This is a genomic window from Kitasatospora phosalacinea (assembly GCF_030268885.1).
Classification (GTDB): domain Bacteria; phylum Actinomycetota; class Actinomycetes; order Streptomycetales; family Streptomycetaceae; genus Kitasatospora; species Kitasatospora phosalacinea_C.
The window spans coordinates 1-21,324 of the sequence record NZ_BSSA01000053.1; the positions used below are offsets into that span (position 1 = coordinate 1).

General features: G+C 74.2%; 14 protein-coding genes and 1 pseudogene. 6 read left to right on the forward strand and 9 right to left on the reverse strand.

Annotated elements, in window-relative coordinates; genetic code table 11:
- Positions 1 to 99 precede the first annotated feature (99 nt).
- The 3 genes from QSK52_RS37890 to trpS all read right to left on the reverse strand — a co-directional run bounded on the left by QSK52_RS37890 (position 100) and on the right by trpS (position 3,003).
- Positions 100 to 819, reverse strand: a complete 720-nt coding sequence (locus QSK52_RS37890) for a nucleoside/nucleotide kinase family protein (RefSeq protein WP_285740836.1) — start codon at positions 817 to 819, stop codon at positions 100 to 102.
- Between the two features lie 10 nt (positions 820 to 829).
- Positions 830 to 1,759 carry a S66 peptidase family protein gene (locus tag QSK52_RS37895; RefSeq protein ID WP_285740837.1) on the reverse strand — a complete coding sequence of 310 codons (930 nt, stop codon included), beginning with the start codon at positions 1,757 to 1,759 and terminating at the stop codon, positions 830 to 832.
- A gap of 161 nt (positions 1,760 to 1,920) precedes the next feature.
- Entirely contained in the window at positions 1,921 to 3,003 is a 1,083-nt protein-coding gene (gene trpS / locus QSK52_RS37900) for a tryptophan--tRNA ligase (RefSeq protein WP_285740838.1), read from the reverse strand.
- A 563-nt stretch (positions 3,004 to 3,566) separates the two neighbouring features.
- On the opposite strand from trpS, the gene QSK52_RS37905 reads away from it, so the two are divergent.
- Positions 3,567 to 4,040: a hypothetical protein gene (locus QSK52_RS37905; protein WP_285740839.1), complete on the forward strand. Its 474-nt coding sequence runs from the start codon at positions 3,567 to 3,569 to the stop codon at positions 4,038 to 4,040.
- Between the two features lie 26 nt (positions 4,041 to 4,066).
- On the opposite strand, the gene QSK52_RS37910 is transcribed toward QSK52_RS37905, so the two are convergent.
- Entirely contained in the window at positions 4,067 to 4,606 is a 540-nt protein-coding gene (locus QSK52_RS37910; protein WP_285740840.1) for an NUDIX hydrolase, read from the reverse strand.
- Between the two features lie 116 nt (positions 4,607 to 4,722).
- Between QSK52_RS37910 and QSK52_RS37915 the strand changes: the two genes are divergently transcribed.
- On the forward strand, positions 4,723 to 5,619 hold the full coding sequence (locus tag QSK52_RS37915; RefSeq protein WP_285740841.1) for an ATP-grasp domain-containing protein: 897 nt from the start codon (positions 4,723 to 4,725) through the stop codon (positions 5,617 to 5,619).
- Between the two features lie 378 nt (positions 5,620 to 5,997).
- Here QSK52_RS37915 and QSK52_RS39630 read toward each other — a convergent pair.
- The 3 genes and pseudogenes from QSK52_RS39630 to QSK52_RS37930 form a co-directional block, all read right to left on the reverse strand.
- Positions 5,998 to 6,924, reverse strand: a pseudogene (locus QSK52_RS39630) (MFS transporter); the annotation flags it as partial.
- 302 nt (positions 6,925 to 7,226) lie between these two features.
- Complete coding sequence (locus QSK52_RS37925) at positions 7,227 to 10,967, reverse strand: ABC transporter ATP-binding protein (RefSeq protein WP_285740843.1); 3,741 nt, start codon at positions 10,965 to 10,967, stop codon at positions 7,227 to 7,229.
- Positions 10,968 to 11,188: 221 nt separating this feature from the next.
- The gene (locus QSK52_RS37930; protein ID WP_285740844.1) at positions 11,189 to 11,929 is read right to left on the reverse strand and encodes a TetR/AcrR family transcriptional regulator; all 741 of its coding nucleotides are present in this window, start codon (positions 11,927 to 11,929) and stop codon (positions 11,189 to 11,191) included.
- A 130-nt stretch (positions 11,930 to 12,059) separates the two neighbouring features.
- On the opposite strand from QSK52_RS37930, the gene QSK52_RS37935 reads away from it, so the two are divergent.
- The 4 genes from QSK52_RS37935 (at position 12,060) to QSK52_RS37950 (ending at position 18,314) form a co-directional block, all read left to right on the forward strand.
- Positions 12,060 to 13,766 (forward strand): carboxyl transferase domain-containing protein, encoded by a 1,707-nt coding sequence (locus tag QSK52_RS37935; RefSeq protein ID WP_285740845.1) that lies wholly within the window; start codon positions 12,060 to 12,062, stop codon positions 13,764 to 13,766.
- Between the two features lie 100 nt (positions 13,767 to 13,866).
- On the forward strand, positions 13,867 to 16,065 hold the full coding sequence (locus tag QSK52_RS37940; protein WP_285740846.1) for an acetyl/propionyl/methylcrotonyl-CoA carboxylase subunit alpha: 2,199 nt from the start codon (positions 13,867 to 13,869) through the stop codon (positions 16,063 to 16,065).
- Positions 16,062 to 17,054, forward strand: coding sequence for a hydroxymethylglutaryl-CoA lyase (locus QSK52_RS37945; protein WP_285740847.1), 993 nt, complete (start codon positions 16,062 to 16,064; stop codon positions 17,052 to 17,054). The genes QSK52_RS37940 and QSK52_RS37945 overlap by 4 nt, the downstream gene beginning before the upstream one ends.
- Positions 17,055 to 17,123: 69 nt before the next feature.
- Positions 17,124 to 18,314: an acyl-CoA dehydrogenase family protein gene (locus QSK52_RS37950; RefSeq protein WP_285740848.1), complete on the forward strand. Its 1,191-nt coding sequence runs from the start codon at positions 17,124 to 17,126 to the stop codon at positions 18,312 to 18,314.
- Between the two features lie 22 nt (positions 18,315 to 18,336).
- On the opposite strand, the gene QSK52_RS37955 is transcribed toward QSK52_RS37950, so the two are convergent.
- Positions 18,337 to 19,131, reverse strand: a complete 795-nt coding sequence (locus QSK52_RS37955; RefSeq protein ID WP_285740849.1) for a DUF4239 domain-containing protein — start codon at positions 19,129 to 19,131, stop codon at positions 18,337 to 18,339.
- Between the two features lie 154 nt (positions 19,132 to 19,285).
- Positions 19,286 to 21,037: a hypothetical protein gene (locus QSK52_RS37960; protein WP_285740850.1), complete on the reverse strand. Its 1,752-nt coding sequence runs from the start codon at positions 21,035 to 21,037 to the stop codon at positions 19,286 to 19,288.
- Positions 21,038 to 21,324: the final 287 nt, after the last annotated feature.

The window sequence follows — 21,324 nt, forward strand, 5'->3', positions numbered from 1 at the left end:
CGTCACGGATCAGCTAGCTGGTTTTCCAAGGGATTGGCCGCCCCGGGACCGTCCACACAGATGCGTGTCCGGTGCTCCCTGCCGAGCGACCAGTCAACACTACGCCGACCGGCGGACGGATGCAAACTCGTCCGTGCGGACCACCCAGTCGCACGCAGCGCGGCTGCTCTCCACGTGGGTGGCGTTGGGACGGTCGTTGCTGTCGATGCGGTGGCGGGCGGCCGCGTGGTCCTGGCCGCCCTCGGTGTGGCGGGCGAGCAGGCGGGTGTCGCGGGTGCTCTCGTCCGCGTCGACGTACCAGAGCTCGCGCAGCAGGGCCCGGGCGTCCGTCCACGGGGTGGTGGGGGTGGCGAGGTAGTTGCCCTCGGTGATGACGAGGCGGGTGTAGGGGCGGATGAGGTGCCGGGCGGCGACCGGTTCGTCGAGGGTGCGGTCGAAGTCGGGGGCGTAGATGTCGTGGAAGCGGTCGGTGGTGACGCGCTGGAGGAGGGCGAGGTAGCCGTGGGCGTCGAAGGTCTCGGGGGCGCCCTTGCGGGGGCGCAGGTCGAGGCGGTCGAGCTGGGCGTTGGAGAGGTGGAAGCCGTCGAGCGGGAGGAGGGCCGCGGTGTCGGGGCCTTCGCGGTGGTTGATCTCGTCGGCCAGGAGGCGCGCGAGGGTGGACTTTCCGGCGGCGGGCGGCCCGGCCAGCCCGAGGAGGACGCGGCCGGTGCCGCTGCCGGGGCCGCGGAGCAGGCCGAGGGCTCGGGTCACCACCTGTTCCGCCACGGCGGCGGGCTGCTCGGTGGTGGGAGTGGTGCTGGAGGTGCCTTCGGCGTGCATGGCTCGCACCCTACGCGCCGGTAGGGCCGCTGAGAACAGGTGCGTCGAGGGTGAGCGTGCCGGCGTCGGCGTCGAGGGTGGCGGGGACGCCGAGCGGGACGGTGATCGAGGACGGGCAGTGGCCGAAGCCGAGTTCCCACAGCACGGGGACGCCGAGGCCGCCGAAGTGGTCGAGCATCACGGCGCGCACGCCGTCGAGCGGACCGCAGTTGTCCCAGGAGCCGAGGACCACTCCCGCCACCCCGTCCAGGGCGCCGCTGCGGCGGAGCTGGGTGAGGATCCGGTCGAGTTGGTAGGGCTGCTCGTTGACGTCCTCCAGGAGGAGCAGGCCGCCGGCGAAGGACGGGCGGGCGCCGGGGGTTCCGCGGTCGGCCGCGAGCAGGGAGGCGCAGCCGCCCATCAGGACGCCGTGCGCCCGTCCGGGGGCGAGGGCGGTGGCGTCGGGGCCGGTGAGGACGGTGGTGGTGGCGGGTTCGAAGAGGGTGCGGCGCAGGTGTTCGGCGGTGGCGGCGTCGGTGCTGAAGACGGTGGTGCCGGGCATCGGGCCGTAGAGGGTCGGGATGCCGAGCCGTTGGGCGACGGCCTCGTGCAGGACGGTGACGTCGCTGAAGCCGACGAGGGGCTTCGGTTCGGCGGCGCGCATCGCGTCCCAGTCGAGGAGGTCGACCATCCGGTGGGCGCCGAAGCCGCCGCGGGCGCAGAGGACGGCGTCGATGTCGGGGTCGAGCCAGGCGGCCTGGAAGTCGGCGGCGCGGTGGGCGTCGGTGCCGGCCAGGTGCGGCAGCGTCGGGTGGGTGTCGTGGAGGTGCGGGGGGACGACCACGTCCAGGCCCCAGGAGCGGAGGACGTCGGTGCCGAGGGCGAGTCGGTCGGGGTCGATCGCGCCGCTGGTGGCGGCGAGGGCGACCCGGTCGCCGGGGCGGAGCGGGCGCAGGGGCATCCGGTACTCCTTCGGGGAGCGCGAGCGGGGGTGGGGACGGGAGGCGGGCGGCCGCTGTTCCGTCTGCTGACGGTATCCCCCGTCCGGGAACGGCCCACCCCGGCCGCGTTGCTGTCGCTCCGCCGGGCCGCGGGGCGGCGGCAGCGCGGCCGGGGACGGGGCTAGAAGGTGCCCATGGCGGCGCGCACCTCGGCGAGGGTGCGGTCGGCGACGGCGTTGGCGCGGGCGTTCCCGGTGTGCAGGACCTCGCGCAGGACGGTGCGGTCGGCGGCGAGTTCGGCGCGGCGGGCCCGCAGGGGGCGGAAGTACTCGTTGACCGCCTCGGTGGCGGTGCGCTTGAGGCGGGCGGCTCCGCCGTCGCCGATCTCCGCGGCGACGGCGTGCGGGTCGCGGTCCTGGCAGAGCGCGGTGAGCAGCAGGAGGTTGGAGACGCCGGGGCGGTGCTCGGGGTCGTAGGTGATGCGGCGGTCGGGGTCGGTGACGGCGCCGCGGAGCAGTCGGGCGGTCTCGTCCGCGGTGGCGCCGAGGGTGACGGAGTTGCCCCGGCTCTTGCTCATCTTGCCGCCGTCGGTGCCGAGGAGCAGCGGGGCGCGGGAGAGCAGGGCCTGCGGTTCGGGGAAGAGGGTGGCGTAGCGGTCGTTGAAGCGGCGCGCGATGGTGCGGGTGACTTCCAGGTGCGGCAGTTGGTCCTGGCCGACCGGGACGAGGTCGGCCTTGCAGAACAGGATGTCGGCGGCCTGGTGGACGGGGTAGGTGAACATCAGCCCGCTGACGGCGGACTGCCGGGAGTGGGCGATCTCGTCCTTGACGGTGGGGTTGCGGGAGAGTTCGGCGACGCTGACCAGGCTGAGGAAGGGCAGCATCAGCTGGTTGAGGGCGGGAACGGCGCTGTGGGTGAAGATCGTGGACCGCTCCGGGTCGACCCCGGCGGCCAGGTAGTCGAGGACCAGGTTCTCCGCGTGAACGGCGGGGCGGTCGGCGCGGTCCCGGTCGGTGATCGCCTGGTAGTCGGGGATGACGATCATCAACTCCAGGCCCCGGGCCTGGAGTTCGACCCGGTTGCGGAGCGTCCCGAAGTAGTGGCCGAGGTGCAGCGGGCCGGTGGGACGGTCGCCGGTCAGGATGCGGCGGTGCCCTGCGGCGGTGGCGGCGACCAGCGGGGTCGCCGCGCTCTCGGCGGGGGTGCGGTCGGCGGTGGCGGTGCGGTCGGTGGTGGCTTCGGCGGCGACGGTCGCGCTGGTCATGGCGGGGGTGCTCCTCGGTTGCGGGTGGTGGCCGCCCGCCGGGGTCTGCCCTGGATCCGTCCGAGGTGGTCGCGCCGGGGCCGCCCTTGCGGACGGCCCTGGGGTCATGCGTGGGAACCGGCCGTCCTAGGACGGCCACCAGCACGGGCATGACGTGAGAGACATGCCTCCACCCTAGCCGGGTGCCCCCGCCCCGCAACGGGTTTACCCTCCCTGGACGGGAACCGTGGGCTGCGTGCGCACGTCCCTTGGCCCGGCGCGCACCGGTGGTGCAGGATCGGGCGAGCTCAGAATCCGGAGGGGCAACAGCCATGACCTCGCTCGACCAGAACGCGTCGGACCGACCGCACGCGGACGTCAACCGCCGTGCGGCGCGGGCGGGTTCGGCGGACGGTCCGGCGCCGGAGGACGCTGCGCAGAGCACGGCGGCGGGCGCAGGCGCTGGTGCGGGCGTCGATGCGGGTACGCGGGCGGGCACGGGTGCCGGTACCCGCGTGGGTGCGTCCGGGGCGGCGGTCGAGTGGTCGTCGGGGGTCTGGGGCGCCGGTGAGGTGGTGGGGCAGGTGCGTCCGCAGCGGCGCCCCGCGCCCTCGCGGCGGTTGAGCCAGGTGCGGGCGGTGCCGTCGGCCGGGCGCCGGGCGGTGGCGGAGGAGGCCGCGGCCGGGACGGAGGGTGCTCCGGCGGATCCGGCGGGGGTGCCGATGGGGGTGCTGATCGGCGGGTCGCCCGGGCTGGCGGAGGGGGCCGGTCCGGGTGGGCGGGCTCCGGACCGCCGGGTGTCGGCGCAGTTGCTGCGGTTCGGTTCCGGCACCTGCCAGGTGGTGCTGCCGGAGTGGCGGTCGGCCATCGCGGTGTCGGTGCCGACCGAGCAGCTGCAGCGTTCGACCGGGCTGTCCCCGGAGGAGCTGCGGTCCGCCCTGCTGTCGGTGGTGATCAACCCGGAGGCGGTGCACGACCGGGAGCTGGGGATGCGCGACTGGCAGGCCGAGCTGCCGACCACGCGCGGACGCCGCCGGGGTCGGCGCCCGGTCCGCTGAGTCGGACGGAACGGCGGGGCCGCGGGTCAGTCGCCCGCGGCGGGGACGGCGTTGGGCACGTAACCGAGGTGGACGGGGTCGATCGGGCCGGGTGGCGCGGTGCGGAGCCCGGCGAGCAGGACGGACAGGTTCGGCGGCCAGGTCGGGTCGGCGTCGGGGGCGGCGAGTTCCTCCCGCGTCCACCAGCGCCAGCCGAGGATGCCGTCGATCCGGTGGACCTCCGCGACGTTCCCGGGCTCGCGCCGCGGGCCGTGGGTCAGGAAGATGTGCTCGTGCTGCCGGACGGGGGTGCCGTGCCAGGTGAAGTCGTGCTCCCAGGTGCAGACGAGCGGGCCCGGCCGGAGGTCGGTCCAGCCGGTCTCCTCGTGCAGCTCCCGGAGGGCGCCCTCGATCGGGGACTCGCCCGGCTCCACCCCGCCGCCCGGGGCGTTCCAGTGCACCCCGACCTCGGAGTTGTCGGACCTGAACAGGAACACCTCGCCCTGCGGGGAGAGCACCAGCGTCCGCGCCGCCTGGCGGGGGCGCCGTTCGCCGACGGGCTTCCGAGTACGCCTGATCCATCGCACGCGCCCACCCTGGCAGACTCGTGGGAGGGGTGTCGATCGGGTTTTCGGGCGGAACGACGTGCCGGGGCAAGGGGTTTCCGGGCTCTCCACCGGTCGGTGGACCTAATCTGAGCCGCATGGTCGAACCCGCCGTCATCCTTCCGTCCGACCCGCTGCTCCCCCGCCGGGTGGACCCGCACTTCGCCTGGGAGGCCGGGGCGCTCCGGGCGGTGGGCGGCGGCCACGTCCTGCTCGACCACGACGCGCTGCTCGCCGGGGACGTCGAGGCTGCGGTCCGCCGGATCCCGGCCGGTCCGGGGCCGCTCTGGTACCGGGGCTGGATGGTCCCCACCGCCCGGTACGCCGAGCTCGCCGAGGCCCTGGCGGACCGCGGCCGCCCCCTGCTGACCGGAGCGGCCGCGTACGCGACCGCCCACGAACTGCCCGGCTGGTACCGGACGTTCGAACCGCTGACCCCGGCCAGCAGCTGGCTGCCCGGCCCGGGCTGGAGCCGGAGCGCCCTGGCCGCGGCGGCCGCGGAGCTGGGCGGGCGGGGGCCCGCGGTGGTGAAGGACTACGTGAAGTCCCGCAAGCACGAATGGGACGAGGCCTGCTACGTGCCCGACCTCGCCGACCTCGACGCGCTGGAGCGGGTGGCGTCGCGCTTCGCCGAGCTGCAGGGCGAGTTCCTGTCGGGCGGGCTGGTGGTGCGCCGCTTCGAGCGGTTCGCCCGGGCCGCGGACGGGCGGGCGGAGGAGGCCCGGGTCTGGTGGCTGGACGGCGAGGCGGTGCTGGTCGGCCCGCACCCCGACAGCCCGGCGGTCCGGGTGGAGCCCGAGCTGTCGGCCGTCCGCCCGCTGGTCCGGCGGCTGGGGTGCCGCTTCGTCACCACCGACCTGGCCCGCAGCGCCGGAGCGGGCGCGGCGGACGGGGCCGCGGGGTGGCGGGTGGTGGAGGTCGGGGACGGTCAGGTCAGCGAGCTGCCGTCCAGGGCGGACGTCGAGGCGCTGTTCCGGGCGCTGCTGGAGGCGTAGCCGGAGGCGTGGTCCGGGTGGGTGCTCGGCACCGGCCGGCGCGGCCCGGGGACGCGGGCGGTCGGGTGGGTCGTCGGGTGGGTGGCGGGCCTGGTGCCGGGGCGCCGTCGGACGGCGACGCGGTGCCGTGGCGGCCGGCCGGGCGCCCGCCGGAGCGCGGGCGGCCGGACGGTGGGGCCCGCGGGCGCGGGCGGCCAGGGTCAGCGGCCCGGCACTGGCCAGCAGCAGGGCGGCGAGCACCGCGCCCGTTGCCGGGTGGCCGAGACCGCTCGCCAGGGCGGCACCGGCCAGCGGCCCGCAGGCGGTGCCGAGGGCGGCGACGGCGGAGGTCTGGACGGCGCGGCGGCCGCCGGGGTCGAGGGCGGCGGCGAGGCCGAGCAGGTGGCTGAGCACCAGCGGGTACAGCAGGTTCCACAGCAGTTCGCCCGTGGTGAAGGCGGCCGGGCCGCGGGCGGTGCCGGTCAGCAGGACGCACCCGGCGATCACCAGGGTGCCGAGCCCGATCGGGGCGGCGCGGCCGACCCTGGTGCCGAGCGCGCCCGCGGCGGCCACGCCCAGCAGACCGCCGAGCAGCGCCAGCGCGAACACCAGGCCGAGGGTGCTCTCCCCCAACCCGGCCCGTTGGCGGCCGAGTTGGCCGCTGATGCCCCAGAGCGCGTTCTGCGCCATCGCCCAGAACGGAACGGCCAGGACGAGCGCGGCCGCGCCGGTCCGCGTCCGGCCGCCGGGTGCGGCCGGGGCGCTGCGCCGTGGTCCGCGGACCTGGTCCGGGGCGGAACTGCCGTTGCGGGAGGCGGCGGCCAGGACCGCCAGGGCCGTCAGGGCGAGCGCGGAGAAGGGCGCGGTCGGACCGGTGCCGAGGTGCGGGAGCAGCAGGTAGAACGCGGCCGCGGTGCCCGAGGTGGCGAACAGGGCGCGGACGGTGCTGCGGTGCGGGTCGGGCGCACCGGCCAGGGCCGTGGTGGCGACGGCGGTGGCGACGCCCGCACCGAGCCCGGCCAGCGCCAGGGCGACGGTGAGCAGCGGGAGTTGCGGACCGGTGGCGGCGAGTGCGCAGCCGAGCCCGAGCAGGCCGAGGCCGGTGCGCGCGGTGCGGCCCGGTCCGAGGGCGGCCACCCGTCCGGCGAGCAGCAGCGCGACGGTGGCGGACGCGAGCAGCAGGGTGCTGCCGAGGGCTCCGGCCTGCGTGGGGGTCGGACCGGTTCCGCCGGTGAGGCTGCCCACCAGGGTGGGCAGCAGGTAGGCGGGGAGTTGGCCGACCGCGTAGAGGGCGACCGGGGGCGGCGCGGACGCGCGTGGGCGCATGGGCGTGGCCTCTCGACCTGGTGACGGGGTGGTGCTCCCGTCCCCTCGATCGGTCGCCCGTTCTGTGTACCAGGAGGGGCTCCGTCGGCGGTGTCCGGTGGCCGAGTCGCAACCGGCGAGCGGCCCAGTTGCGTCCCGGCCGAGACAGCTCCGTGATCGAACGGCCCTTTCCGGTCAAGGCCGATGGCTCCCGTCCCGCACGCGGTGGTCCGTGGCCGCACGGGGTCGTCGGCCCCGGCGTCAGGGCGTCGCGGCCGTCGCGGTCCGCTGCCGCCCCTCCGCCGGGGTCGTCGTCCGGGTGGTCAGCCCAGGGCCGGTGCCGGGTGCCCCTCCGCGATGAAGGCGTTCCACAGTTTGGCGTAGGCGCCGTCGCGGTCGAGCAGCTCGGTGTGGGTTCCGTCCTCCACGATGCGGCCGTGGTCGAGGACGACGATCCGGTCGGCCCGTTCGGCGGTGGTGAGCCGGTGGGCGATGACCAGGGTGGTGCGTCCGCCGCTGAGCCGGTCGGCGGCGTGGTTGACGGCGGCTTCGGTGGCGAGGTCGAGTGCGGCGGTGGCCTCGTCGAGGAGCAGGATGTCGGGGTCGACCAGTTCGGCGCGGGCGAGGGCGATGAGCTGGCGCTGACCGGCGGAGAGGTTGCGGCCGCGGGGTGCGACCCGGTGCTGGTAGCCGCCGGTCAGCCGGGTGATCATGTCGTGGGCGCCGACCGCCTTGGCCGCCGCCTCGACCTCGGCGTCGCTGGCCCCGGGGCGCCCGTAGGCGATGGCGTCCCGGACCGTTCCCGCGAAGAGGTACGCCTCCTGCGGGACGACGCCGAGCCGGTGCCGGTACCCGTCCAGGTCGTAGCTGGTGAGGTCGGTGCCGTCCACCTGCAGGGTGCCGCCGGTGGCGTCGTAGAACCGGGCGACCAGTTTGACCAGGGTCGACTTGCCCGCCCCGGTCTCGCCGACCAGGGCGACGGTCTGGCCGGACGGGATGTGCAGGTCGATCCCGGAGAGCACGTCGGGGTTGCCCGCACCACCTCCGTTGTAGGCGAAGCTGACGTTCCGGAAGTCGATCTCGCCGCGCAGCGCGCCGACCGGGACCGGGTGCTCGGCCTGGGGCGTGCTGGTGGGGGTGCGCATCAGTTCGCGGATCCGGCCGAGGCCGACGGCGGCCTGCTGGTAGCCGTCGAAGATCTGCGAGAGCTGGTTGACGGGCGCGAAGAACAGGTCGATGTACAGCAGGTAGGCGACCAGGGCGCCGATGGTGAGGGTGCCGTCGTCGACCCGGGAGGCGCCGGCGATCAGCACCAGGGCGGAGGCGACGCTGGAGAGGAACTGCACGAACGGGAAGTACAGCGAGATGTAGAGCTGCGCCCTGGCCCGGGCGTGCCGGTAGGCGAGGCCCCGTTCGACGAACCGCTCGGTGTTGGCGTCCTGGCGGCGGAAGGCCTGGACGATCCGCATGCCCGCGACGTTCTCCTGCAGGTCCGCGTTGACGGTGCTGATCAGGTCGCGGGAGACCTGGTACTGCTGGGCGGACTTCTTGCGGAACACCAGCGTGGCGATGACCAGCGGCGGGAGCACCGCGAAGACCACCAGGGCGAGGCCGGGGTCGATCACGATCAGGGCGACGAAGATGCCGAGGAAGGTGAGGACGCTGACCACGGCGGTGACCACGCCGGTCTGCAGGAAGGAGGAGATGGAGTCGACGTCGGTGGTCATCCGCGTCATGATCCGGCCGGTCAGTTCCCGCTCGTAGTAGTCGAGGCCGAGCCGGTTGAGGTGCGCGAAGATCTTCAGCCGCAGGGTGTAGAGGACGCGTTCGCCGGTGCGGCCGGAAACCCGGCTCTCGGTGGCCTGCACCAACCAGTCGAGCAGGACCACCGCGAGGGCCAGCAGGGAGGCGACCGCGACGCCGCCGAGGGCGGCCTTGCTGACGCCGTCGTCGATGCCGTGCCGGATCAGGACCGGGAGGGTGAGCCCGGCCGCGGTGTCCAGCGCGACCAGGAGCAGGGCGAGCAGCAGGGGGCGGCGGAACGGGGCGAGCAGCCGGGCGAGGCCGAACCGGGGGTCGGCGGCCTCGGCCCGTTCGACCGGGACCCCGGGGGTGTCGGTCGCGGGCGGCAGGGCGGCGACCTTGGCGAGCAGTTCGGCGTCCGCCCCCGGCTTCCCGGCGGCAGCGCTACTGGCGGCCGCACTGCCGGTGGTGGCGGTGGCACCGACGGCCCGCTCGGGTGCGGTCTCCTCGTCCGGAGCCGGGGCGGGAGCCGGCAGGGCGTCCGGGTCGGTGATGAGCGAGCGGTAGCGGGGACATCGGGCGGTGAGTTCCTCGTGCGTGCCGAGGTCGATCAGCCGGCCCGCGTCCAGGACGGCGATCCGGTCGGCGAGCTGCAGGGTGGAGCGGCGGTGGGCGATCAGCAGGGTGGTGCGGCCGGCCATCACGCTGTGCAGCGCGTCGTGGATCTCCGCCTCGATCTGCGGGTCCACCGCGGAGGTGGCGTCGTCGAGCAGCAGGATGCACGGGTCGGTGAGGACGGCCCGGGCGAGCGCGATGCGCTGGCGCTGGCCGCCGGAGAGGGTGAGGCCCTGCTCGCCGACCTTGGTGTCGTAGCCCTCGGGGAGCTCGCGGATGAAGCCGTCGGCCTGGGCGATCCGGGCGGCGGCCTCGATCTGCTCCTCGGTGGCGTCCGGGTGCCCGTAGGCGATGTTGGTGCGGACGCTCTCGGAGAACAGGAAGCTCTCCTCGGGCACGATGCCGATGGTGGCGCGCACCGAGTCCAGGGTGGCCTCGCGGACGTCCTGCCCGAACAGTCGGACGGTGCCGGAGGTCGGGTCGTAGAAGCGGGGCACCAGCTGGGCGACGGTGGACTTGCCGGAGCCGGAGGCGCCGACCAGGGCCAGCGTCTCCCCCTGGGCGAGCCGCAGGCTGAGGCCCTCCAGCACCGGGACGCCGTCGGGGACGCTGCCCGGCTCGGGGTGCTCCTCCGCCCGGTAGTGGAAGTCGACCCGGTCGAGCTCCAGCGCGGGGGTGCCGGGCGGGGCGGCGGACGGGTCGAGCGGGCGGGCGTCGGCGGGGTCGGTGACCAGCGGGCGCTGGTCGATCAGTTGCAGGACGCGCTCGACCCCGGCGCGGGCCTGCTGGCCGACCGTGATCACCATGGCGAGCATCCGGACCGGGCCGGTCATCTGCGCCAGGTAGGTGGAGAAAGCGACGAAGGTGCCGAGCGTGACGTCCCCCCGGACGGCCAGCCAGCCGCCGACGGCGAGCACCGCGACCTGCCCGAGCGCGGGGACGGCCTGCATGGCAGGGGTGTAGCGGGCGTTCAGCTTGATCGACCGCAGCCGGGCGGCGAACAGCTCGCGCGAGGCGCGCTCCAACTTGCGGCGCTCCTGCGCCTCCTGGCCGAAGCCCTTGACCACCCGGACCCCGCCGATCGCGGCGTCCACCACGCCCGCGACCTCGGCGGCCTGCTGCTGGGCGGCCCAGGTCGCCGGGAAGAGGCGCTTGCGGCTGAGCGTGGCCAGCCACCACAGGACCGGGCCCATCACCAGGGCGATCAGGGTGAGCGGCGGGGAGAGCCAGAGCATGACCGCCAGCGACATGACGAACATCAGGCCGTAGCCCGTCATCATCGGCAGCATCGACAGCAGACCGTTGACGAGCTGCAGGTCGGAGGTGGCCCGGCCGACCACCTGGCCGGTGTCCAGCCGGTCCTGCCGGTGCCCGTCGAGCCTGGTCAGCGAGCGGAACAGGTCGGCCCGCATGTCGTGCTGGACGTCCAGCGCGAGCTGGCCGCCGTAGTAGCGCCGGACTTGGGTGCAGAGGAACACCACCGCCGCCGCGACCAGCAGCAGGACCGCCCAGGGAGTGAGCGGACGGCTGTGCGTGGTGATCACGTCATCGATGATCAGCTTGGTGATGAGCGGGACGATCGCGGTGACCGCCATGCCCACCAGGGACGCCCCGAAGGACAGCAGCAGGTTGCGGCGGTACCGCCAGCAGTAGCCGCCGAGCCGGCGGAGCCAACTTCGCTCTGGGAAACCATGAGTCTCGGGCATATTTAGTGATGCTAACCATTCGGCCGGTCGGGCGTCCATCGGGTTCGAGGGCGCACGGAAGGCTGAACGACTCCGGGTCGCGCTTCCTTCCCGTCTACAGGTTGCCCGCGCCGCGCGGTGGTGCGCCTCCTGCGATCGGCTAGACCTGGGTCAGCCGATCGACCTAGGCGGAGGGTGTAGCCAGCCCCACCCCGACCGACCACCGGACCCGGTGCCGCGGGTCAGCGGACCGGTCGGGGCCCCTCGGCCTCCGCGGCGGCCGCCACGAACGCCCCCTGGGCCAGCGCACGCAGCAGCGCCGCCATGCTGTCCCGGGCCAGCCCGGACCGCTCGGAGCCGGACCGCTCGGAACCGGACCGTTCGGAGCCGGACCGCTCGGCGGGGGCGCCCGCACCGGCGTCGGGTCCGGCGTCGGGTCCGGCACTCTGGGGCGCCTGCGGAGCGGCACTGTGCGGGGTGGAGTTGAGCAGGCCGAAGACCGCGTGCACGGCGGCGCGGGCGACCGGCTCCGCCTCGGGCACGGCCAGCGGCGGGAACGCCTCGCGCACCACCGCGACCCAGAGTTCGACGTAGCCGCGCTGGAGCCGGCGCACCCGGCGGCGGTCCGCCTCCTTGAGGTGGAGCAGCTCGCGGTCGTGGAGGGTGATCAAGTCCCGGTCGTCCAGGGCGAAGTCGATGTGCCCGTCGATCAGGGAGTCGAGCGCGGCCCGGGGCCCGTCGGCCTCGCCCTCGCGGCGTCGCCCCTCCTCCAGCAGGCGCTCGCTGATGCCGACCAGGAGGTCGGCGAGCATCGCGTCCTTGCCCGCGAAGTGTCGGTACAGGCCGGGGCCGCTGATGCCGACCGCCTTGCCGATCTCGTCGACGCCGACCCCGAGGAAGCCCCGAGCGGCGAACAGCCTGGCGGCCTCTTTCCGGATCTGGTCACGGCGTGGGAGCGCGGGGGCGGTGGCGCGGTTGGGCATGCTGCCCATCGTAGACAGTCGGGTTATCGATGGTTAACCTGGCCGCAGAGTTAACGCTCATTAACACGGGCTGGCCGGCTCGCCCTTCGGCCTGCCCCGATCCGAATCCGAGGGCAAGGGAGCTCTTGGGATGGTCCCCTCTTCGGCACAGACTCCTCCGTGGTCCACCGCCCCGTCGCGGGACGCGGCCCCGGACGCCCCGCCGTTCCTCGCCTCCGACGCACCGGCCCCCCGGTTGGAGGGCGTGGCCGACCCGTCCTCCCCGGCCGGGCTGGCCAACGCCCGGGCCCACCGGGAGCTGGTCGCCGAGCTGCGCGGCAAGCTCGCGGCGGCGGCGCTCGGCGGCGGTGAGAAGGCCCGCTCCAAGCACGTCGCCCGCGGCAAACTCCTGCCCCGGGACCGGGTGGACACCCTGCTCGACCCCGGCTCGCCGTTCCTCGAACTGGCCCCGCTGGCCGCCGACGGGCTGTACGACGGCGCCGCCCCGGCCGCCGGGGTGATCGCCGGGATCGGCCGGGTCGCCGGACGCGAGGTCCTGGTGGTGGCGAACGACGCCACGGTCAAGGGCGGCACCTACTACCCGATGACGGTGAAGAAGCACCTGCGGGCGCAGGAGGTGGCCCTGGAGAACCGGCTGCCCTGCGTCTACCTGGTGGACTCCGGCGGGGCGTTCCTGCCGATGCAGGACGAGGTGTTCCCCGACCGCGACCACTTCGGCCGGATCTTCTACAACCAGGCGCGCCTGTCCGCCGCCGGGATCCCGCAGATCGCGGCGGTGCTGGGCTCCTGCACCGCGGGCGGTGCGTACGTCCCGGCGATGAGCGACGAGGCCGTGATCGTCCGCAACCAGGGCACCATCTTCCTGGGCGGCCCACCGCTGGTGAAGGCCGCCACCGGCGAGGTGGTGACCGCCGAGGAGCTGGGCGGCGGCGACCTCCACTCCCGCACCTCGGGGGTGACCGACCACCTCGCGGAGGACGACGCCCACGCGCTCTCCATCGTCCGCACCATCGTGGCCGGCCTGGGCCCGCGCGCCGCCAAGCCGTGGCCGCTCGCCCCGGTCGAGCCGCCCGCGGTCGACCCGGCCGGGTTGTACGGCGTGGTGCCGGTGGACCCGCGCACCCCCTACGACGTGCGCGAGGTGATCGCCCGGCTGGTGGACGGCAGCCGGTTCGCCGAGTTCAAGGCCGAGTACGGCACCACCCTGGTGACCGGTTTCGCCCGGATCCACGGCCACCCGGTCGGCATCGTCGCCAACAACGGCGTCCTGTTCGCCGAGTCCGCGCTCAAGGGCGCGCACTTCGTCGAGTTGTGCGACCAGCGCGGCATCCCCCTCCTCTTCCTGCAGAACATCACCGGGTTCATGGTGGGCCGCCAGTACGAGGCCGGCGGCATCGCCAAGCACGGCGCCAAGATGGTCACCGCGGTGGCCTGCACCCGGGTGCCCAAGCTGACGGTGGTGATCGGCGGCTCGTACGGGGCGGGCAACTACTCGATGTGCGGGCGGGCCTACTCACCTCGCTTCCTGTGGATGTGGCCGAACGCGAAGATCTCCGTGATGGGCGGGGAGCAGGCGGCCTCGGTGCTGGCCACCGTCCGCCGCGACCAGTTCGAGGCCCGGGGCGAGGACTGGAGCGCCGAGGACGAGGACGAGTTCAAGCGCCCCGTCCGCGAGCAGTACGAGCGCCAGGGCAACGCCTACTACGCCACCGCCAGGCTGTGGGACGACGGCGTGATCGACCCGCTGCAGACCAGGACCGTGCTCGGCCTGGCGCTCACCGCCTGCGCCAACGCCCCGCTCCCCGAGCCGCGCCCGTTCGGGGTCTTCCGGATGTGACGGGCGGCCGCGACCGCCCGGACCGCCCGTCGGTGACGCACCGTCAGTGACGCACTGCCAACCAGCTCACCGTTCCCTTCGTGACGGAGGAACACCTCTCATGTTCGACACCGTGCTCGTCGCCAACCGCGGCGAGATCGCACTCCGGGTGATCCGCACCCTCCGACGGCTGGGCGTGCGGTCGGTCGCCGTGCACAGCGACGCGGACGCGGACGCCCCGCACGTCCGGGCCGCCGACCTCGCGGTCCGGCTCGGGCCCGCCGACCGGAGCGACAGCTCCGCCGCCGAGACGTACCTGCGCGCCGACCTGATCCTGGAGGCCGCCCGCCGGACCGGCGCGCAGGCCGTCCACCCCGGCTACGGGTTCCTGGCCGAGAACTCCGCGTTCGCCGAGGCCTGCACCCGGGCCGGGCTGGTCTTCATCGGCCCGCCGCCGGCTGCGGTGGAGCTGATGGGCGACAAGATCAACGCCAAGGAGGCCGTCCGGGCCGCCGGAGTGCCCGTCGTCCCCGGCAGCGAGGAGGGCTCGCCCAGCGACGAGCAGCTGATCGAGGCGGCGGGGCGGATCGGCTACCCGGTGCTGCTGAAGCCCTCGGCCGGCGGTGGCGGCAAGGGCATGCGGCTGGTCCGCGACCCGGCCGAGCTGCCCGCCGAGCTGGCTGCGGCCCGCCGGGTGGCCCGCACCGCGTTCGGCGACGACACCCTGCTGCTGGAGCGCTGGGTCGACCAGCCCCGGCACATCGAGGTGCAGGTCCTGGCCGACACCCACGGCCGGACCGTCCACCTCGGCGAGCGCGAGTGCAGTCTGCAGCGCCGCCATCAGAAGCTCATCGAAGAGGCTCCTTCCGTTCTGTTGAACCCCCGGACCCGCGCCGCGATGGGCGCGGCCGCGGTGCGCGCCGCCGAGGCTTGCGGCTACACCGGTGCCGGCACGGTCGAGTTCATCGTCCCCGGCGGTGGCCCCGCGGGGCCGGACGCGGACGAGGTCCTCGACTTCTTCTTCATGGAGATGAACACCCGCCTCCAGGTGGAACACCCCGTCACCGAACTGGCCGTGGCCGTGGCCGGGCCGGACGGCCCTCAGCGGCTGGACCTGGTCGAGTGGCAGTTGCGCGTCGCCGCGGGCGAGGCGCTGCCGTTCGTCCAGTCGGACGTCTCCTTCCTGGGCCACGCGATCGAGGCCCGGATCTGCGCCGAGGACCCGGAACGGGACTTCCTGCCCACCGGCGGCGAGGTACTGCTGCTGGACGAACCCTCCGGGGAGGGCGTCCGGGTGGACTCCGGAATCGCACCCGGCGACCGGGTCGGCAGCCTGTACGACCCGATGCTCGCCAAGGTGATCGCGTACGGGCCCGACCGCCCGACCGCGATCCGTCGGCTGCGGGCCGCACTCGCCGAGACCCGCATCCTGGGCGTCACCACCAACACCGGCTACCTGCGCCGACTGCTGGCCCGGCCCGAGGTCACGGCAGGCCGGCTCGACACCGGACTGGTGGAACGCAGTGCCCAGCAGGACGCCTCGCTGCTGAGCTCCCCGTACACCCGCGCCGGGTCGATCGACCTGCTCCACTTCGCCGCCGCACTGCTGCGGCAGCTCGAACTCGGCCGCGCCACCGCCTCCGACGGCTGGACCGATCCCTTCTCCCTCCCTTCGGGCTGGCGGCTCGGTGGCGAGGCCGCGTGGACCACGCACCGGCTCCGACTGCCCGGCCGCGAACCGGTCACCGTGAGCTGTCGAATGATTACCAATGGTGAATTCGAGAGCGCTATCGGTTTTTCCGCGACGACCACCCCCGAGTGGGAGGTCCGCCTGGGCGACGCCCCGGTCCGGAGGGCCCGCGCGAGCCGGGACGGGAACCTGCTGCGCCTTGCGGTTGACGGCCTGCAGGCCACTTTCACGGTCGCCTCGGAGCGCACGCCGGAGGGGACCACCCACTGGCTCGGGATCGACGGGGACGCCTGGCCCGTTCACCCGTTCGATGCAATCGCGGAGCGCGCCGCGGCCGGCGCCGTCCACCACGGCACCCTCACCGCACCGATGCCCGGCACCGTCACCGTGGTCAAGGTCGAACCCGGCGAGCGGGTCCGCCGCGGCCAGGCCCTGCTGGTCCTGGAGGCCATGAAGATGGAGCACGTCATCTCGGCGCCGCACGACGGCACCGTCGACGACCTGCGGGTGGCCCCCGGCGCGACCGTCGCGATGGACGCGCCCCTGGTGACGGTCGCCGCGGACGAGGACCCGTCCGACCCCGCCCCCTCCCCCGCACCCGCCGAGCCCCTCCGGGAGGCGGTCCGATGAGCACCTCGCCGAACGGGACGGACGAACCGACCGTGCTGGACCTCGGCCTGCCGCAGCCGGTGCGCGACCCCGCGCTGCCCGGCCGGGTCCGCATCCACGAGGTCGGCCCGCGCGACGGCCTGCAGAACGAGGGCGCGCTCGTCCCCGTCGAGGTGAAGGCCGAGTTCGTCGCCCGGCTCGCCGCCGCCGGGCTGCGCACCGTCGAGGCCACCAGCTTCGTCCACCCCAAGTGGGTGCCCCAACTGGCGGACGCCGAGGAGCTGATGCCCCGGCTGGCCGGGCTGCCCGCGCGGCACCCCGGCCTGCGACTGCCCGTCCTGGTGCCCAACGAGCGCGGGCTGGACCGGGCGCTGGCCCACCACGCCACCGAGGTCGCGGTCTTCGCCAGCGCCACCGAGACCTTCGCCCGGCGCAACCTCAACCGCTCGGCGGACGAGGCGATGGCGATGTTCCGTCCGGTGGTGGAGCGCGCCGCGGCCGCCGGGATCCCGGCCCGCGGCTACCTGTCGATGTGCTTCGGCGACCCCTGGGAGGGGCCGGTCCCGATCGAGCAGGTGGTGCGCCACGGCCTGGCGCTGCTGGAGATGGGCTGCACCGAGCTGAGCCTCGGCGACACCATCGGCGTCGCCACCCCCGGCCACGTCAACGCCCTGATCGACGCGTTCACCCGTTCCGGTGCCCCGGTCGAACGTCTGGCGGTGCACTTCCACGACACCTACGGGCAGGCCCTCGCCAACACCCTGGCGGCGCTCCGCTCCGGCGTGACCGTGGTGGACGCGTCGGCCGGCGGCCTCGGCGGCTGCCCGTACGCCAGGAGCGCGACCGGCAACCTGGCCACCGAGGACCTCGTCTGGATGCTGAACGGCCTGGGCGTGGAGACCGGCGTGGACCTCGCCGCACTCACCGCGACCAGCGGCTGGATGGCCCGTCACCTCGGTCGCCCCAGCCCGTCGAGGACCGTCCGCGCCCTGCTCGGGCCGACGGGCTGAACCCCGACACCCCCTCCGACCATCCGTCCCCACCAGGCCCACCAGGCCGCGATCCCGGGAGGATCAGCCGTGCTCGACCACCGCCTGAGCAATGAGTACGAGGAACTCCGCCGCACCGTGGAGGAGTTCGCCAACGACGTGGTTGCGCCGAAGATCGGCGAATACTACGAGCAGAACGAGTTCCCGTACGAAATCGTCCGGGAGATGGGACGGATGGGCCTGTTCGGGCTGCCCTTCCCGGAGGAGTACGGCGGCATGGGCGGCGACTACTTCGCGCTCTGCCTGGCCCTGGAGGAACTGGCCCGGGTCGACTCCTCGGTGGCGATCACCCTGGAGGCCGCCGTCTCGCTCGGCGCGATGCCCGTCCACCTCTTCGGCACCGAGGAGCAGAAGCGCGAGTGGCTGCCGAAGCTGACCTCCGGCGAGATGCTCGGCGCCTTCGGCCTGACCGAGCCCGAGGGCGGTACGGACGCCGGGGCGACCCGGACCACCGCGCGCTACGACGAGACCACCGACGAGTGGGTGATCAACGGCAGCAAGTGCTTCATCACCAACTCCGGCACCGAGATCACCGGGCTGGTGACCGTCACCGCACTGACCGAGCCGCTCACACGTTCGAGTGATGGGGCGTCAAATCACTCGCCCACCAGGGAAATCTCCTCCATCATCGTTCCCACTGGGACCCCCGGGTTCCAGGTGTCGAAGAAGTACTCGAAGGTCGGCTGGAACGCCTCGGACACCCGCGAACTGTCCTTCACCGACTGCCGAGTGCCCGCGGCCAACCTGCTCGGCAGCCGAGGCCGCGGTTACGCCCAGTTCCTGCGCATCCTCGACGAGGGCCGCATCGCCATCGCGGCCCTGGCCACCGGCCTGGCCCAGGGGTGCGTCGACCAGTCGCTCTCGTACGCCGCCACGCGCCGCGCCTTCGGCCGGCCGATCGGCGCCAACCAGGTCATCCAGTTCAAGCTCGCCGACATGGAGATGCGCGCACACACCTCCCGCCTGGCCTGGCGGGACGCCGCCTCCCGGCTGCTGCACTCCGAACCCTTCAAGAAGGAGGCAGCCATCGCCAAGCTGTACGCCTCCGAGGCCGCGGTCGACAACGCCCGGGAGGCGACCCAGATCCACGGCGGCTACGGCTTCATGAACGAGTACCCGGTCGCCCGCATGTGGCGCGACTGCAAGATCCTGGAGATCGGGGAGGGCACCTCGGAGGTCCAACGGATGCTCATCGCGCGCGAACTCGGCGTGACCTCCTGACCGCACCGACCGACCGCACCGGTCAGGACCGGAACGGGGGCGGCGCCGACGCCCCGGCGTCGCCGTCGATCTGGTCGTAGCGGTCCAACGCCAGCTGGAAAGCCGTCGGTTGGACGCGCACCGCACCGGAGAACGGCCCGCTCATCACCGCCACCATGCTCACCCCGAACGCCACGGAGGCGCCCACGAAGCACATCAGCACCAGGTTCCGCGGATTGGAGGTCAACCCGATCACCGAGGGGGTGGCCAGCACGAACACCGCCCCCACCAGCAGACCGCCGATCGCCAGGACGGGCACCGACGCGCGGAGATCACCCAGCCGCGCGTTGCGCTTGGCGTTGACCTCGGACAGGCTGCGCAGCACATCGGTCCGAGCACTCGCCTCGGCCTGGTTGTGCACCGCGGCCTGGTCGACGGCGGCCCGCACCCGGTCGACCGCCTGCCAGGCGGTCTGACTACCGGTGCCGTGCTGCATGGTGGCCCACTCGTCGTCGATCACCACCCTGGTGTAGGACCGCAGCCTCTCCCGCACCACCGGCCGGTCTGCGCCGGACAGGCCGCCGGCGGTCCAGTACGCCTCCGTGAGGGCCCGCGACTCTTCGTAGGTGTGTTGGCGGGCCGCGTTCAGCTGCTGCCAGGTGCCGGCGATGCTGAAGCCCAGGAAGAGTGCGAAGAAGCCGAGGATCGCCGCCCCGGCGAAGGACAGCGCCTGCGGCGTCGTCGACCCCTCGCGCGCCCGCCTGGTCCGCCCCAGCAGCAAGCCGAGCACCAACGCCAGCACCGCACCCGCCACGGCGGCAACGGCGACGGTCAGCATCGCGGCCCGACCGCACCCGGGCACAGTGCGCTCCGGCCCGCCTCCGCCGCTGTCGCTGTCGCTGTCGCCCGCACCGCCAGCGTCGTCGTGGCCGTCACCGTCACGGTGGTCGTGGCCGTCACCACCGTCATGGCTCTCACCGCCGCCATGGCTCTCACCGCCGGCTCCGGTTCCGGACGGTGAACATCGCCGCCAGGACGCACAGCACCGGGAGGATGAGCGCCAGCAGGAGCATCATCACCTCGGTGGTGTCCCAGGGCCTGTCCTCCTCCTCGGCGGGCCAGTCGCCCGTCGCGTACTGGCTCTGCGCCTGAGCGCCCGGGGATCGGTCGGCTGCGGGCCGCGACTGCTGACCGGCGGCAGGGCTCGGAGCCTGTGCGGGGGCGGACGGGTTGGCGGTGGCGGGGGCAACGGAACTGCTCGTGAAGGGAGTTGATGCAGCGAACTGACCGGGAGCGGCGAAGGGTGAGGCGGGGCGGGCGAAAGCGGTTCCGCCCGGGAGCAGTGCCGGCGCCTGTCCGGGGAGGAACGGCCCGAGCAACTGCCCGGCCAGGGCGGGGGCTCCTGCTGCGGGCTGCTGTCCCTGTCCCTGTCCCTGTCCCTGTCCCTGCACCTGCCCTGCGTTGGCGGGCGGCTGGCCGGGAGCGGCGGCCACCGGCCGGGTGCCGGGCGGGACGGTGATCGGGAGCAGCCCCGGCGGGACGGCGTCCGTCGAGGAGCCCGGTGGCGTGCCCGCGCCTCCGGCGGTTCCGGCGCTGCCGGTGCCGCCGGTGCCCGCCGTGCCGGGGGCCGGCTGGCCGGCCCCGGTGCCCGTGCTGCCCGTTCCCTGGCCCGCCCCCGCCCCCGCCCCGCTACCGGTGCCCGTTCCTGGAGCGGAACCGGAATCGGAACCGGAGCCTGCGGTCGTGGGTTCGGTCGGCCCTGCGCTGGGTGGGGTGGGCTGCAGACCGTCGTAGGTGCCGTCGGCCTCGGCGGAGACCCGGCGGGGTGCTTGGCGGCTGCCGTCCGGGCCGACGGTCGCGTCGTCGGCCGTGCCCTCCGCCCGGGCCGTACCGGTCTGACGTCCCGGGCGGGCGGTACCGGTCGCCCGGCAGTCGACGGCCTGGCCGGGAGCGATGGTGTGCCCGCCGTCGGGGCCCGTGCAGTTCACCTCGCCCAGGCCGGGCAGTCCCTCGGTGATCGAGGCGGCGGTGATCGGGACGTCACCGAACGCCTCCAGGCGGTACTGGAGTTCGATGCTCCCCGTGCCCACAGCCACCGCTCTGCCCGCCGCCCTGACCGGCGTCCGCTCGGGCCGGGCGGCGCCAGGTGCGGCCGTGGGGTCGAAGGTGGTGCTCGGGGGTGTCCGGGGTGTCGAGCGGTGGGACAGGCCCGTACCGGTGGGGGCGCCCAGCCGGGTGAGCCGGATGCCCGCGGTGATGCCCAGGTAGCCGGTGGTCGCGTCGGCGTGCGCCTGGGGCAGGTGGTTCGGCGCGTCGGCGACCGCCGAGACCCGGGTGGACTGCGGTCCGGGGGCGACGGTGAGGGTGGCGGTGCAGTCGATGGCCCCGCCGGGCGGGACGCTCCGGTCGGCGCCGCAGGAGAGCTGTCCCCCGGGCAGTTGGGGGTCGCTCAGCACCACGTTGCCGAGCGGGTACTCGGTGCGGTTGCTCAGGTGGTAGGTGCGGGTGGCCGCTTCTCCGGCGCGCAGTCGCACCGCGGGGTCGGGGCTGGTGTTGGTGCTGACGCTCAGCCGCAGCCCGTCCCGCACCTCGCCGCCCCGGGTGGTTCCCGGTTCCGCCGTCCAGACGCCGAGGACCAGGGGAGCCAGCAGGGCCGCCCCGAGCACGGCGGGCGCGGGGCGGCGGAGGACGGCCGCTGCACTGCGCCACCCGGCATTCTGTACGTCGATATGACGATCGGTCACCCTCGCATGATCGAGCAGGGGATCGACCGTTCAGCGGTGCGGCGCACCGCAGCGCTCGGGAACGACTCGATCGGCCGATAGCAGCAGGTCACTGCGGCCGGGAGCGGCCGGGAGCGCCGAGCGAGGAACACCGGACGAGAACGACCGACCGAGGGCGGCCGGATGCTCCTATGGACGTCAAGCTGCAGGAGCGAGGTCGGTCTGGTTGATGCGTTGGGTTGTCGGTGTCCTGGTGAGGGCGCGGTAGATCTCGCGGGCGACGAAGCGCTTGAGGCATCGCATGATGT

What these genes read in the sequence shown, in the direction of transcription:
- QSK52_RS37890 (WP_285740836.1), bottom strand. Translation starts at nt 819, where the DNA reads ATGCACGCCGAAGGCACCTCCAGCACCACTCCCACCACCGAGCAGCCC.
- QSK52_RS37895 (WP_285740837.1), bottom strand. Translation starts at nt 1,759, where the DNA reads ATGCCCCTGCGCCCGCTCCGCCCCGGCGACCGGGTCGCCCTCGCCGCC.
- trpS (WP_285740838.1), bottom strand. Translation starts at nt 3,003, where the DNA reads ATGACCAGCGCGACCGTCGCCGCCGAAGCCACCACCGACCGCACCGCC.
- QSK52_RS37915 (WP_285740841.1), top strand. Translation starts at nt 4,723, where the DNA reads ATGGTCGAACCCGCCGTCATCCTTCCGTCCGACCCGCTGCTCCCCCGC.
- QSK52_RS37925 (WP_285740843.1), bottom strand. Translation starts at nt 10,967, where the DNA reads ATGCCCGAGACTCATGGTTTCCCAGAGCGAAGTTGGCTCCGCCGGCTC.
- QSK52_RS37930 (WP_285740844.1), bottom strand. Translation starts at nt 11,929, where the DNA reads ATGCCCAACCGCGCCACCGCCCCCGCGCTCCCACGCCGTGACCAGATC.
- QSK52_RS37935 (WP_285740845.1), top strand. Translation starts at nt 12,060, where the DNA reads ATGGTCCCCTCTTCGGCACAGACTCCTCCGTGGTCCACCGCCCCGTCG.
- QSK52_RS37940 (WP_285740846.1), top strand. Translation starts at nt 13,867, where the DNA reads ATGTTCGACACCGTGCTCGTCGCCAACCGCGGCGAGATCGCACTCCGG.
- QSK52_RS37945 (WP_285740847.1), top strand. Translation starts at nt 16,062, where the DNA reads ATGAGCACCTCGCCGAACGGGACGGACGAACCGACCGTGCTGGACCTC.
- QSK52_RS37955 (WP_285740849.1), bottom strand. Translation starts at nt 19,131, where the DNA reads ATGCTGACCGTCGCCGTTGCCGCCGTGGCGGGTGCGGTGCTGGCGTTG.